We start from the raw sequence: 13,777 nt of genomic DNA on the forward strand, positions 1-13,777 counted from the left end.
TATTAAATCATTTTTTCTTCAAATTGAACAGGTGATAAATAGTTTAAATATGAATGTTTTCTTACTCGGTTATAGTAAACCTCAATGTACCACAAGATCATCGATTTAGCTTGTGCCATATTTTCTAGTTTGTGTCGGTAAATCCATTCTGTTTTTAAGGTATGGAAAAAGCTTTCAGCCACCGCATTATCCCAACAGTTACCTTTGCGACTCATACTACACGTTAAGCCATAAGCCGTTAATATAGCTTGGTAATCATCGGAACAATACTGGCCACCACGGTCACTATGAACAATCACTTTACTTGGATAGCCCCGATGAAGCAAAGCCATAGTTAAGGCTTGACAAACTAGCGAGCTTTCCATATGCAGATCCATCGCCCAGCCTATGATTTTACGAGAGTAGAGATCAAGTACAATCGCGAGGTATAACCACTGTCCGTTCACTTTAATGTAAGTTATATCGCATACCCAAGCTTGATTAGGTGTGTCCATGGTAAAGTGCCTATCTAAAATATTTTCAGCGACCGGTTTGTTGTGGTTACTGTCCGTTGTTTGTTTATACTTTTTGCGTTGTTTTGCTTTAAGGTGAAGCTTGTGCATTCGTCGACGAACTCGTTCACGTGATAAACAATAGCCTTCCTCCAAAAGTTCGACATGTAAACGCCGATAACCATAGAGATGCCGATGATCTTCAAATAGTGTTTCAATCTTTTTGTCAAGCTGCTGATTAAACACTGTTCTCTGAGACGGTAATCGCTTTAAATAGGCATAGTAACCACTACTTGACACGTCAAATAGATGAAATAAACGACGCTTAGATAGCGTGTTTTGCTTTTTAATAAATTCGTACCTGGCTATTTCAGGCTCGCAAAGTACTGAGCGGCCTTTTTTAGGATATCGATCTCCTTTTTACGTAGCTCAAGCTCTTTTTTCATCGCTTTATTTTGACGCTCAAGTTCGTGATAGTCTGGTTTTTTATTTGATTTTATCGCTTGATGGGTTGGTTTATTCATCGTTTGGTACATCCAATTACAAAATGTTTTGTAATTTATACCTAAATCATTGGCTGTTTGTCGATAAGTTTGTTCGCTATTTAGGGCTAAATTGATCGCTTCTTGTTTAAATTGGGGATCGTATTTTTTACTCATTTGAGACTCCTTTTTTGTTACTAAAAAGTCTCCACTAAACTAGGAGCACATCATACAACCACAAGGGCAGTTGATTTGGATGGGTGTTGACTCTAATACACATACCGAATCTGATGGCACTCGTGTATCGGGTAATGGTAATAACTTACAAACTCGACTTGGTTTACGTATGATGATGGATGCCAACAAAATGAGTACTGAAACAGGCGGACGTATTTTCTTAGAAACAAACTGGTTATATAACTCATCGCCATTCTCAATCAAAATGAATAGTACAGAGGTTTCTCAATCAGGAGTTCGTAATCTTGCCGAATTTAAGGGTGGTTTTGAAAGTAATTTAAATAAACATACCAATATTTGGGTCAATGTGGGTTACCAACGCGGTGATCATAACTATCAAAATGTTGGATTATCATTTGGCGCTCAAGTCCGCTTCTAATTACGTTTTTTAGCGCTATTTAATGAAAAAACAGCAGGTTATTTTATAATCTGCTGTTTTTTTATATCATTTTTATCCACTCCTCGACTTATCTTATCTCTTGATTCCAATGAGGTGCAAAATAACGGATATTTTTTGGTATCAATTTAAGTCGTCTATTGGTATGAGATTCTCTACAATCAATAATCAGTAAAACAGTGCTTATTGGTAATCATAAGTATTGAGAACATTGATTTAGGAGAGGTATATGGAGGAATATAACAATAATAATCTGTTTTTTAATGATCTGATTCACTTAGATCATGCGTTCAAAAATTCAGATGAATTCTTTGATTTTATTTTTCCGATTCTTTATGCGAATGGATATGTTAAACAATCCTTTTTAGCAGCGATAAAAGCAAGAGAAGCTGCCTATCCAACGGCTTTACCTACTCAGCCATACGTAGTGGCATTACCACATACTGATATTGAGCATATCAACAAACCTTTCATTTCAGTCACTCGTGTAAAGGGTAATGTTGCTTGGCATGAAATGGCCAACAATGATTGCATTCTTCAAGCCAATTTCATTTTTTTATTAGGCTTTACTGAAAAAGATGGGCATATCAATTTATTACAAACTCTGATGGCTTGTTTTACTGAAGGTGATTTTTTACAACAGCTTTATGAATGTCAGACTACTGAAGGTTTTATCCACTTACTTTATTCAAAAGTTAAGTTTTAAACAATAGGAGACCAATATATGAAAAAAGTTATTGTTGCTTGTGGAAGCGGAGTTGCAACATCGCAAACAGTTGCAAGCAAAGTCATGAGATTATTAAAAGAACAAGGTCATGATATTAAAGTTGAAGTGGTCGATTTGAAATCTGTTGATAGTCATATGAAAGATAGTGCTGCTTATATTGCTATTACCAAGATAGATAAGACTTATCCGATTCCCGTTATTAATGGTATTGCGTTCTTAACAGGCATTGGAATGGATGCTGAACTACAAAAAATTATTAATGCTTGTAAGTAATTAGCAACAACTAGAGGAGTGTCGCAATGGATTTTCTCAGTTCGATAATTAACTATATTTTGAATTTAGGGGCACCGGTTTTTGTGCCGTTTATTATGCTTATCGCAGGTCTTATTGTGCGTATGAAATTCCGAGATGCTTCATCAGCAGCCATTACATTAGGTGTCGCTTTTGTTGGAATGAGTATGCTTATTGGCTTTATGGTCAGTGCAATTGGTGCTGCAGCACAGACGATGATGGATCGTACTGGAATTGAACTCAGTATTATTGATGGTGGTTGGACAACAATGGCCAACGTATCATGGGCTTGGCCGTATGCATTTCTGATGTTTCCACTGCAAGTCGGTATAAATATTGTGATGTTAATGATTAAAAAAACCAACACATTTAATGCTGATTTATGGAATGTATGGGGTAAAATTTTTACGGCCTTTATTGTTGTTGCGGTGGCAAGTCCGATCATTGGCGGCGCAGCAGCACTGGTTTTATCATTTATTATTGCCTCTTTCCAAACGATTATGGAGCTTAATTCGGGTGATATAAATCAGCATCGTATTGAAAAACTGACGGGTATTCCTGGAGTAACGTGTACGCATCGTATGCTCTTTTTTGCTGCGATTTATTACCCTTTTGATCTACTATTGCGTCGAATTCCAGCACTGAATAAACCGATGGATGCCGCTGTATTACGTTCTAAAATTGGTGTATTTGCAGAAAACCATGTGATCGGTTTTATCCTTGGTGTTATCTTCGGTATTATTGCTGGATACGATATTGCTACAATTTTAATGTTAGGCGTGCAAGCCGCGACAGCATTAATGCTATTCCCAATGATCTCTAAACTATTTATGCAAGCATTATCGCCAATCTCAGAAGCGATTAGTGATTATATGAATAAACGTTTTTCAGGTCGTAAATTCTTTGTTGGTTTGGATTGGCCATTTATGGGGGGCTCTAGCGAAATTTGGTTTACGGTGATTGTCGCTATTCCTTTTACATTGATCTGGGCGATTATTCTACCTGGTAACAAAATTCTACCATTTGCTGGCATTATTAATATTGCGTTGGTTGTTCCGGCATATATTCTGACTAATGGCAATACGCTACGCATGGTTATTTTAGCGATTATTGGTGTACCGTTCTTCCTTTTTGTTGGTACTCAATTTGCACCGATTATTACAGACCTTGGTTTAATGACTAAAGCTATTGATATTCCACCTGAACAACTTATCTCAAACAGTTCGATTGATGCGCCAGTATTTACCTATGCATTTTCATTTTTAATACAGTGTGTACAGGGTTATTTTATTCCTCTATTGCTGGCCGTGTACTGGTGTGTTGGCTACTTTTTCTATGCTAAAGATCTCAAAAAGGAAGCCTCTTTAGCCCAAAAAAATAGTCTTGATAACTCAATAAATTGATGTGTTGTAGTGAGCAATCACCAAACGGAATTGCTCACTACTTTGAGAGGTTTGATTACATGGTCGTAGACAAAGCAATTCATCAAATATTAGCAGCAATTATTCATAATCCGACAATAACTGGTATTGAGTTAGAGAGTCAGTTTGCCTTAACACGTAAACAGCTGAGTTATCGTTTGAGAAAAGTAAATGATTTCCTTGAGTCTAATCATCTTGAACCGATTAAGCGTTTCAAAACGGGTAAATTGAGTGTCCCTAAAATCGTAATTGAGACGTTTCGCGATAGTGGTGAAGCGATGACAGCTGGACGTTATATTTATTCGGAAGAGGAACGTTGTAATTTAATTATGTTCTTATTATTAATGAGAACAACAAGGCAATCTCTTATTCATTTATCATCAGCGTTAACGGTTAGCCAAAATACAATTATCAACGATATTAAAAAAGTACAAAATAGTATTGAATCATATTACCTACAAGTTAGCTATGATCGTGAAAATGGTTATCGAATTATTGGTGGTGAAATTAATAAGCGTTATTTGCTCCTCAATATTATTCGTAAGATTATTGGAATGCCAATTGCACAGAAAATCTTTTTTGATAATAGCAGTATTACGCTAGGTCAGCTTGAGCAAGTTGGTCATGTTTTTAGTGAAATTGAGAAAAAACTTAAAATACTCTTTACAGATGAGCAGTTACAAGAACTGATTTATTTTATCTGCTTTGTCTTACAACGTATTGAAGCTGGAAAAATGATTAAGACGCTTCCTGATAATTATGCTGAAGCGGAACATAGCCGTGATTTCCATCTAATGCAAAAATTAATTGAAAAATTTGGCATTAAGGAACGCAATGAAAAGATTTTTCTAACAATATTAGTCCAGAGCTCGAATATTCAAACCATTGCAGATAAATATTTTCATCTCGACGCGATTTTGTTGGAAAGTGTTGTCGTCGTTATCAATAATTTTGAACAAATTAGCTGTATTACGTTTAAAGATAAAAATGAACTGACTGAACGGATTTATCAGCACTGGAAACCTGCCTATTATCGTATTCGTTACCATATATCGAACATTAATAGTGTTTACGACATCGTATTACAGGATTTTGGGCATCTACATGAGATTGTCCGCCGGGCGATCGCCCCTTTCGAACGTCTATTACATTGCAAAATGCCTGATGAAGAGGTCTCCTTTATCACGGTATTATTTGGCGGTTGGTTAACTCGCGAGGGGATGATTAACCAAATCAAAACGAAAAAAATTGCTATTGTTGTCTGTGAAAATAGCGCAACAGTATCAACTTACCTGTATTTAACGTTACAAGTTTTATTACCTGAGCTGCACTTTGCTACAGCTATGTCAAAACGTGAGTTTGAAAAGTATAACCGCTACTATGATATTGTGTTTTCAACCTCTCATTTGGTGACGGATAAAATGTTATTTGTCGTCAATCCCTCACTTAGCCATTTTCATAAAAATGCATTTCGAAATCAGGTTATCGGTACCTTACAAGGTATCGACCCGAGCATTATTCAAGTTGAGGAACTCATATCAATTATTGAAAAATATGCTCACCTTGTGGATAAAAAAGCACTGCAAAAAGAGTTAACGGAGTATTTATATAATGATAACGATAGTGACCACGCATTACGTATTAGCCAATTATCTGTACCCTCTTTAGCTGAACTATTACCGATTGAGCACATTCATATTTTACCTACGATGGCACTGTCTTGGCAAAATACCATTACGCTGGCAGCAAAACCGCTACTCGATAGGCAATTCATTGAACCTTATTATCTGGAAAGAATGATTGATAAAATTCAATTTGAACAGCCATACATTATGCTTGTTGATGGTTTAATCATTGCTCATGCCGGTATTGAAGATGGTGCCAATCAAGCTTGTATGTCTCTACTCAAATTACCAGAACGCATTGATATTCTCGGTTATATGCAAGCAGATTTAATTATTGTATTAGCTACCAACAATCCACAAAAACACTTAAAGGCCTTAGCACAACTTAACGAGTTTTTAGAATTTCATCACGGCGCGAGTCGTATTCGAGATGCACAGAGCCAAGATGAGATCTATTCATTATTAGCCCACTACCAGTAAGTCAATTATTTAATAGGAGCATGACTATGTTAGAGATTCAAAAAAAATATGTTGTTGATATGGCTAAAAAGTCCGCTGAATGGGGGCTTTGTAAACATAAAGCTGGCAATTCAAGCGTGCGTGACAAAGAGACTGGATATGTACTTGTGACTCCAACAACCATTGATAAGCAGCTATTAACACCTCGAGATATTGTTGTCATGGATGTTAATGCTAATGTGATTGAAGCAGAGTCAGGCCTTCGTCCGACTAGCGAATGTTTGATGCATATTGAGATCTATAAAGCTCGTCCTGATGTATTTGCTATTTCACATACCCATTCCATCTATGCAACTGCTTTTGCTGTATTAGCCAGACCGATTCCAGCGGTCGTCTATGAATGTGCTATCTTAAACCTTAAAGATGGAGTGATTCCTGTCGCGCCATATGGTCGTCCAGGTACGCCAGATTTATCTAATAGTGTGATTGAACCTATCAAACGAGCTGATGCTATTTTAATGGAAAAACATGGTGCGATTGCGGTTGATAAAGATCCGTACGAAGCGGTTCTAAAGGCCGCTTATATTGAAGAAATGGCAGAAATTTATTATCACGCCTTACTGATTAATAATGGCAAAGATCCTGGTGGGTTTGCTGCGCAAGAGCTACAGCAGTGGGCTTATCCTTCAGAAATCAAATTCAAAAACTAGCTTGAATTATCAAATATCGCTTTAATTAAAGCGATATTTTTCTCAATAGCTTTATTAATCAAGGGAATAGTGATGATGAAAAAATTTATTAATAAACCCGAAAATTTTATTAGTGAAATGTTAGAAGGAATTTATACCGCCCATCCTGATATGCTTGCTTATGCAAATAATGATTTACACTGCTTACATACTACTTATAAACAGGCCGGTAAAGTAGGCATTGCAACGGGCGGAGGGTCAGGACATCTACCCCTATTTTTAGGTTATGTAGGACAAGGTATGTTAGATGGTTGTGCTATTGGTGACGTTTTTCAATCGCCGAGCCCGAAGCAGATGCTTGCTGTAACCAAAGAGATCGATTCTGGTGCTGGCGTTTTATATATTTACGGTAATTATAATGGTGATATTTTTAACTTTGACATGGCTGCTGAAATGGCTGATTTCGAAGAAAATATCAAGGTAAGTTCGGTCGTCGTTGGTGATGATGTTGCTTCTGCTGCACCAACTAACCAGAATGCAAAAAATACTCGTCGAGGTGTTGCGGGGCTGTTTTTTGTGTATAAATGTGCGGGCGCGGCAGCTGCGGAGATGATGGATCTGGCTAACGTTAAGCGAATTGCGCAAAAAGCTTCATATAATGTCCGTACGATGGGCGTTGCTTTGTCCCCCTGTATTGTACCTAGAGTTGGTAAAGCGGGATTTGCTATAGCTGATGGTGAGATGGAAATTGGGATGGGGATTCATGGTGAAACAGGTCTTCGCCGAGGTAAATTACTGCCTGCAGATGAGGTTGTTGATGAAATTTTATCTAAGATATTAATGGATTTACCATTTCAAAGTGGTGATGAAGTCGCTATTTTAGTTAATGGCTTAGGTGCAACTCCCCTTGAAGAACAGTATGTCATATTTAGGCGAGTTCAACAGATTTTACAAGCTGAGAATATTCATATTTATCATACTTATGTTGGTGAATATGCCACCGCGATGGAGATGGCTGGTTTATCAATCAGCTTATTAAAACTGGATAATGAATTGAAACGATTGATTAATACACAGGTTAATACTCCATTTTTCAAACAGTTTCAATTATTGTGAGGTTGGTATGCAACTAACTGCGATAGCGTTAAAACCACTATTTAGTCAATGGGCTGCGATTATGCAGTCCGAAAAAGAGCAACTAATCGAGCTAGATAGTGTTGTTGGCGATGGTGATTTAGGTTTGACTATGAGTGATGGGTTTACTGCGGCTAATTTAGCGGTTCAAGATAGTAATGAACAAGATATTGGTAAACTATTCTATGTTGCCGGTAAAACAATGATGAATGCTGTTCCATCAACAATGGGAACCTTGATGGCTTCGGGCCTGATGCAAGTAGGAAAAACGTTTAAAGATCGTCCATCAATTGATAGTACTGAATTTGGTGAACTATTTTTAGCTTATTTTAATGGGGTACAAGCTCGTGGTAAGGCTCAAATTGGTGAAAAGACCTTTTTAGATGGATTGTATCCCGCAGTTCAAACATTAATAGCGGCTTACCAGACTGAAGCATGGGATATTCTAGCTAATCAAGCCTTAGCTAGTGCACAGATGGGGATGATGAATACAACCCATATGTTGGCTATACATGGCAGGGCAGCCACTCGAGGGGAGCAGTCTCGAACACTATTGGATCCTGGTGCGTATGTGGCAATGCTATTATTACGAGGTTATGCCAATTTTGCGCAACAGCTTTGTATTTGTAATAAATAAGCCATTCGATGAGTGAGAAAAAGTTCTATCATCTATCGAGTAAGAGTAGCAAACATCATAAGGAGTAATAATACTCCTTGATCGGGCTAATATCATCTCTTAGTGTAAGTGTGCACTTACTTAATTACTATATTATTAATATAATATATTGATTTATTTATTTTTTATATATAGGATAAACATTAGTAAATGGCTATAAATTATTTTATCCTAATTAAGGTTAAATACTTTTTACACTAAAATAACACCTTTCATCAAGAAAATAACGGAAAGAGATACTCGATATTTTTAATATTATCTATAATAATCATAACCGTCATTTGGCGGCTATGATTATTAGTGTCGAGATTATTGAGAGATGTATTCACTCATATATTGCAATATATAGGCCATTGATACCGCCCCAGGATCAACATGACCAATCGCGCGTTCACCTAAGTTTTTAGCACGGCCGAATACGGCGACCATATTTTTGGTCTGTTCTGCGCCAGCCATTGCTGATTTTGCAATTTCTTTTAATGCTAATGGGAGAGGTTGATTAATTTGCTGTTGAGCCGTTTGACTGGCCGCAGCAAGGGCATCGACCATCGTTTTATCACCGGGTTTTGCATTTCCTCTTTGATGGACAGCTTGCCAACCATTATTCAAAAATTCAGATAATGCTTGGCTAGATAATGTTTGAGCTCCAGCAATACTTTTTCCGCCAGCACGAAAGAGCGTACCAAAAATAGCGCCCGAGGCACCGCCCATCGAGGTCATCAATTTAGTTCCTATTTGATTAAATAAATCACCAATATCTTTAGCATGAAACGTAGGATCTTGTAATTGTTTAAGAACTGTAGCAAAGCCTCGTTTCATTCCTATTCCATGGTCCCCATCGCCAATAACTTGATCGAGCGAAGTTAGTGTGGGCTCACTTTCAACCATTTTTTGTGCGGTGAAGATTATCATTGCTTGGGTTTGTGCTAAGTTCATCTTATTTTCTCCAACCTAAGGTTTTACACGGTAAGTCATATAGAGCTTGTAGCTCAGGATCAAGTTTCAAAAAACTGATAGAAAAACCAGACATTTCAAGAGAGGTACAAAAATGCCCTGTGACTAAATGGTGTATAGTAATATCGCGTTTTTGTAACTCTTCCCCGACTTTTTTAGTCGCAATTAAGAGTTCAGTATTACTGAGTGAGCCAAGATTATTAATAGAGACACAAATTTTATCCCCTTGTTGAAAAGGGAGATCTGCACATAAGCGATCTACCATTTCTGTAACGGTTTTATCCATTGAGTCTATTTTTTGTCGGCGTAATCCTGCTTCACCATGAATACCAATACCGATTTCTATTTCGTCATCAGCAAGCTCAAAATTAAAATTACTTGATTGAGGTAACGCACAGCCATCAAGTGCAACACCAATTGTTCGTGTATTTTGATTCGCTTTTTTAACTACGCTATATAGCGAATCAAGATCATAGTTTTTGAACTGTGCGGCTGCACCTGCAATTTTATAGAGAAACATAATCCCTGCGACACCTCGACGATCAGCGATTCTTTCGAGTGGTGCAGAGGCAATATCATCGGTGCCTCTCAGTGTTTTACTTACAATGCCTTCTTCAGCCAGAATTTCTGCCGCGATATCAAAATTCATACCATCACCAGAATAATTACCATATAAAAATAGCACACCTTTATTTTTATGAACTAACTTAGTGACTTCAATGATTTGATCGGGTGAGGGCGAGGTAAATACTTCACCTAATGCGCAGGCATCAATACCACCATCCCCAATGAAACCAGCAAAGGTCGGTTCATGACCGCTACCACCACCACTGACGATAATAACTTGTTCGTTAATGTTTGTTCGATAGACTGCACAGTAATCCTCAAGCGCTTCTAATTTACCATTATAGGCATAAAGTAAGCCGCCCATGACTTCACGACGAACATTATTGGGATCATTAAGTAATTTTTTGGGTTTTCGCATGACGTCTCCTTTTCAAGCTTAATATCGCAATTCGCAATAGTGACTGTAGCTATTATTATTAACCTAGCGATGTGATTAACGGTGAACAATGAACTAGATTCTGTGAGTTCTATTGTAGATAAATCAGCGGTGACGGACGATGGAAATTAGTTACAAATAGTGTCCTATTATTTGCTCATTAACGGGATAAAAGAAGTAGAGTCTAGACATTAAAAAACCGCTATAAAGCAGTTTTTTAAGAATTAACTGAGTAGTTATTTACTGTCAGCGGGAATTAATTTTACACTTTTAACGTCAATTTCAATTGAGTTCCAATCTTTATCAACTTCACCTGCAATTTCAATTAAATCATCAGGAGTAATTGATTGACCTCTCCAGTCTTTTGGACCAATTTCAACTTGAATCTCACCAGTGCTGTCTTTAAAGATATAGTCTTTTTTACCAACTTGTTTAACAATATTACCGCGAAGCACAACCCATGAATCGTCAGATAATTTTTTTGCCTGCTCAACGGTTGTTGCTGCGACTAATCCGCCTTGAAAGCCTCCCATATTCATTTCTGTGCGAGGAGAGCCTGTATTATCGTGGAACCCACCTTGTGGCATCGGTTTAGCGATTGCAACACCAGAAAGACCTAAAGTAGTAATTAATACTAGTGGAATTAATTTTTTCATCATGTACCCCTTGTTAGTTAAACATGTATCTCGTTTGATGTTAACTATTTAATCAAATAAATATTAAGAGAATATTAATTTTATTTATTTTCTTTTAAATAAAGATTCACGTTTGCTCATAGATGCGTTATGGTAAATAAAATTTTTGCAATCACTAAGACCAATAGGATGGAATTATGACAACTCGGCGCTGGATAACACTTGGTTTAATGGTATTAGCTTTGATTGTTTATATGTCGGATAAAGTATAATTTTTATTTTAGTAGTTTTTCTTTTAATGTATTTTATCATGAATAATCCGCCTACTATTCTTGTGAGTTACAAGAATAGTAGGCGGATGAACAGACAATAAATTAATTTACTTTTTCAGCGATAATCACTGATTTTTTATTAGATAATACTTTTTTCATTTCGATTTCATTTCCAAAAACCATAACCTCACCATTGGATTCATTAATTGGTTTCCAGTCTGGAAGATCACCGCCATTCGGATTACCTGTTTTAGCAAAATTGACCCAATACTGTCCGATTACCGATGATATTTTTTGATCTAAAGGTGTCCAATTTCGTGCTAATTTGTCTTGATTTTGTAATACATAAACAAACTCGCTAGAATGGAAAGCGCCATATTCAGGGTGCTCAGGCCATGGGATGGCTCTATCAAAATAGTAAAGATAATTTTTTGCATTATTTTTACTCATTCTAGCATTAGCAAGCCAATACAAATTAAACAGGCGTTCATCTCGAAGAATCTGTTTTTGTTGCTCTCCTGCTTCTTGATTATTTTGGGCTGGATAAGTTAATAAAAATTGTTGTTTATTATACGGGTAATACTTTTCCGCATAAGATTGGTACTCTTTCAGCGTCATTTTACCGTAATCTTTCTCGCTACCACGCTCATCTCGATTCATTCCCGCAATAACAGGAACTTCATTTTGTTCGCCTTTTGCATATATAGCTGGGATTGATTCTGGCAAGAACACACCATCGATGACATAACCTTTTACTGGCGGTTTTTTATTAAACTTATTCATTAATTCATCAGCTGGTGCTGCTCTTAATGCCTCTAATGAGGAATAGCCATTGTTTTGACTCCAGTTCAACACTAGCTTTTCGGCGTCTTTAAGTGGTGTTGCTGCTTTTTGTAAAGGTCTGATACCATAATCAGAAATAGTGGTTCCTGGGCCACTTTCAATGATGGCTTTTTGGAATAATCCTTTAGACAAAGGTGATGCGATTAATGCAGTGATCGAGTTTGCTCCAGCAGACTGTCCCATGATTGTGATATTATTAGGATCTCCGCCAAATTCAGCGATATTTTGTTTCACCCATTTAATGGCAGCTAGCTGATCATATAGACCATAATTTCCAGACGTTCCTTGTTCTTTGGTTAATTCTGGATGTTCAAAGAAACCAAATGCACCAACTCGATAGTTAAAGGTTACAAAAACCACGCCGTTACTTGCAAGATTAGCACCATCGTACAGCGGTACATTGGCAGAGCCTTCGATAAAGCCTCCACCATAGATCCAAATCATCACTGGGAGTTTATCATTTTTATGATTAGCGGGGCTCCAAACATTCAAATATAAGCAGTCTTCACTAATTGGACCTTGGTGTAAAAACTCTTTACTCCACGGTAATTTATCACCATCAATTACGGTTTGCATACATCCGGCACTAAACGTTTTAGTCTCTTTAACATTATGCCATTTTTTTATTTCTTGGGGTTTTTGCCAACGTAATTCATCTACAGGAGGTTCCGCGAATGGAATGCCTTTAAAAATAGATAATTGTTTATCTGCTGATAAATACCCTTCAATTTTGCCATTTTTAGTATTAACTGTGTTGCCAATATTAGCAGAGGCTAAATTTATTGTTAATAATGAGATGGCGGCAGTGAAAACAAGTTTTGATATTTTCATATTTTAAATCCTATTAATAAGAGTGCTATTAATTTTATTTTCTAATATTTCTACTAAAAAATTTCATTTAAAAAAATATGATATATGAAAGAAAAATGCTGTATTTGTAAGGCTTAGCGTGGTTAATTATAATGCGTTATTTTTTGTATGTAAATGGTCTTTAATTAAGCAGAGTTTTGAATAATATCGGATTATCACTTGGTTTATAATTGTTTTAATAAAGATAGACAATTGTTGTGGATGGTGAATTGGTGCCAAGGGAGATCTAACGTGGTGGTTTAAATCCTTTTTAATAAAGGGTTTAGTTTTTCACGGATGTTTATTGTACCCCTATTTATACCCCCATTATGAAAAGTAACCCCCTAAATTGTTCATTATTTATACTTTTTTAAATTCCACAGTTTAGCGGTGTTAAATATTAATTTTAGGGATCGGATTATTGCTATATTTTAAAACATTAAATATTTTCACATCAATAACTTACACCATTGGCGGAAGTTGAAAAAAAGTTTTCTAACTTGCGGTCGTATGAAAAGAGGTATAGCGGCGGTACTATGATCATAACTATATAGCTATTTGCCTACCCCTGTATAAATAATCACCCTCGCAC

14 protein-coding genes are annotated in these 13,777 nt (G+C 36.7%); 8 read left to right on the plus strand and 6 right to left on the minus strand.

Going from position 1 to position 13,777, the window contains the following annotated elements:
• Positions 1-2: 2 nt before the first annotated feature.
• The gene (locus RHO11_09725; GenBank protein WVD62883.1) at positions 3-860 is read right to left on the minus strand and encodes an IS3 family transposase; all 858 of its coding nucleotides are present in this window, start codon (positions 858-860) and stop codon (positions 3-5) included.
• Positions 857-1,150: a transposase gene (locus RHO11_09730; protein ID WVD60767.1), complete on the minus strand. Its 294-nt coding sequence runs from the start codon at positions 1,148-1,150 to the stop codon at positions 857-859. The genes RHO11_09725 and RHO11_09730 overlap by 4 nt, the downstream gene beginning before the upstream one ends.
• 52 nt (positions 1,151-1,202) lie before the next feature.
• On the opposite strand from RHO11_09730, the gene RHO11_09735 reads away from it, so the two are divergent.
• The 8 genes from RHO11_09735 to RHO11_09770 all read left to right on the plus strand — a co-directional run bounded on the left by RHO11_09735 (position 1,203) and on the right by RHO11_09770 (position 8,590).
• Positions 1,203-1,589, plus strand: a complete 387-nt coding sequence (locus RHO11_09735; GenBank protein ID WVD62884.1) for an autotransporter outer membrane beta-barrel domain-containing protein — start codon at positions 1,203-1,205, stop codon at positions 1,587-1,589.
• A gap of 247 nt (positions 1,590-1,836) precedes the next feature.
• A complete protein-coding gene (locus RHO11_09740) occupies positions 1,837-2,313 on the plus strand; it encodes a PTS sugar transporter subunit IIA (GenBank protein ID WVD60768.1) in 477 nt (158 codons plus the stop codon).
• Between the two features lie 18 nt (positions 2,314-2,331).
• Positions 2,332-2,607 carry a PTS sugar transporter subunit IIB gene (locus RHO11_09745; protein ID WVD60769.1) on the plus strand — a complete coding sequence of 92 codons (276 nt, stop codon included), beginning with the start codon at positions 2,332-2,334 and terminating at the stop codon, positions 2,605-2,607.
• A gap of 26 nt (positions 2,608-2,633) precedes the next feature.
• Positions 2,634-4,028 (plus strand): PTS transporter subunit IIC, encoded by a 1,395-nt coding sequence (locus RHO11_09750; GenBank protein WVD60770.1) that lies wholly within the window; start codon positions 2,634-2,636, stop codon positions 4,026-4,028.
• Positions 4,029-4,087: 59 nt separating this feature from the next.
• Positions 4,088-6,151, plus strand: a complete 2,064-nt coding sequence (locus RHO11_09755; protein ID WVD60771.1) for a BglG family transcription antiterminator — start codon at positions 4,088-4,090, stop codon at positions 6,149-6,151.
• A 26-nt stretch (positions 6,152-6,177) separates the two neighbouring features.
• Positions 6,178-6,840: a class II aldolase/adducin family protein gene (locus tag RHO11_09760; protein ID WVD60772.1), complete on the plus strand. Its 663-nt coding sequence runs from the start codon at positions 6,178-6,180 to the stop codon at positions 6,838-6,840.
• 72 nt (positions 6,841-6,912) lie between these two features.
• On the plus strand, positions 6,913-7,935 hold the full coding sequence (locus tag RHO11_09765; GenBank protein ID WVD60773.1) for a dihydroxyacetone kinase subunit DhaK: 1,023 nt from the start codon (positions 6,913-6,915) through the stop codon (positions 7,933-7,935).
• 7 nt (positions 7,936-7,942) lie between these two features.
• Positions 7,943-8,590: a dihydroxyacetone kinase subunit L gene (locus RHO11_09770; protein ID WVD60774.1), complete on the plus strand. Its 648-nt coding sequence runs from the start codon at positions 7,943-7,945 to the stop codon at positions 8,588-8,590.
• 348 nt (positions 8,591-8,938) lie between these two features.
• On the opposite strand, the gene dhaL is transcribed toward RHO11_09770, so the two are convergent.
• The 4 genes from dhaL to RHO11_09790 form a co-directional block, all read right to left on the minus strand.
• The gene (gene dhaL / locus RHO11_09775; GenBank protein ID WVD60775.1) at positions 8,939-9,565 is read right to left on the minus strand and encodes a dihydroxyacetone kinase subunit DhaL; all 627 of its coding nucleotides are present in this window, start codon (positions 9,563-9,565) and stop codon (positions 8,939-8,941) included.
• A gap of 1 nt (position 9,566) precedes the next feature.
• Positions 9,567-10,568 (minus strand): dihydroxyacetone kinase subunit DhaK, encoded by a 1,002-nt coding sequence (locus tag RHO11_09780; protein ID WVD60776.1) that lies wholly within the window; start codon positions 10,566-10,568, stop codon positions 9,567-9,569.
• 254 nt (positions 10,569-10,822) lie between these two features.
• On the minus strand, positions 10,823-11,245 hold the full coding sequence (locus RHO11_09785) for a YgiW/YdeI family stress tolerance OB fold protein (protein ID WVD60777.1): 423 nt from the start codon (positions 11,243-11,245) through the stop codon (positions 10,823-10,825).
• Positions 11,246-11,595: 350 nt separating this feature from the next.
• The gene (locus tag RHO11_09790) at positions 11,596-13,167 is read right to left on the minus strand and encodes a carboxylesterase family protein (GenBank protein ID WVD60778.1); all 1,572 of its coding nucleotides are present in this window, start codon (positions 13,165-13,167) and stop codon (positions 11,596-11,598) included.
• Positions 13,168-13,777: the final 610 nt, after the last annotated feature.

This window comes from Orbaceae bacterium BiB, assembly GCA_036251205.1.
Classification (GTDB): domain Bacteria; phylum Pseudomonadota; class Gammaproteobacteria; order Enterobacterales; family Orbaceae; genus Orbus; species Orbus mooreae.

What these genes read in the sequence shown, in the direction of transcription:
- RHO11_09730 (WVD60767.1), bottom strand. Translation starts at nt 1,150, where the DNA reads ATGAGTAAAAAATACGATCCCCAATTTAAACAAGAAGCGATCAATTTA.
- RHO11_09740 (WVD60768.1), top strand. Translation starts at nt 1,837, where the DNA reads ATGGAGGAATATAACAATAATAATCTGTTTTTTAATGATCTGATTCAC.
- RHO11_09745 (WVD60769.1), top strand. Translation starts at nt 2,332, where the DNA reads ATGAAAAAAGTTATTGTTGCTTGTGGAAGCGGAGTTGCAACATCGCAA.
- RHO11_09750 (WVD60770.1), top strand. Translation starts at nt 2,634, where the DNA reads ATGGATTTTCTCAGTTCGATAATTAACTATATTTTGAATTTAGGGGCA.
- RHO11_09755 (WVD60771.1), top strand. Translation starts at nt 4,088, where the DNA reads ATGGTCGTAGACAAAGCAATTCATCAAATATTAGCAGCAATTATTCAT.
- RHO11_09760 (WVD60772.1), top strand. Translation starts at nt 6,178, where the DNA reads ATGTTAGAGATTCAAAAAAAATATGTTGTTGATATGGCTAAAAAGTCC.
- RHO11_09765 (WVD60773.1), top strand. Translation starts at nt 6,913, where the DNA reads ATGATGAAAAAATTTATTAATAAACCCGAAAATTTTATTAGTGAAATG.
- RHO11_09770 (WVD60774.1), top strand. Translation starts at nt 7,943, where the DNA reads ATGCAACTAACTGCGATAGCGTTAAAACCACTATTTAGTCAATGGGCT.
- dhaL (WVD60775.1), bottom strand. Translation starts at nt 9,565, where the DNA reads ATGAACTTAGCACAAACCCAAGCAATGATAATCTTCACCGCACAAAAA.
- RHO11_09780 (WVD60776.1), bottom strand. Translation starts at nt 10,568, where the DNA reads ATGCGAAAACCCAAAAAATTACTTAATGATCCCAATAATGTTCGTCGT.
- RHO11_09785 (WVD60777.1), bottom strand. Translation starts at nt 11,245, where the DNA reads ATGATGAAAAAATTAATTCCACTAGTATTAATTACTACTTTAGGTCTT.
- RHO11_09790 (WVD60778.1), bottom strand. Translation starts at nt 13,167, where the DNA reads ATGAAAATATCAAAACTTGTTTTCACTGCCGCCATCTCATTATTAACA.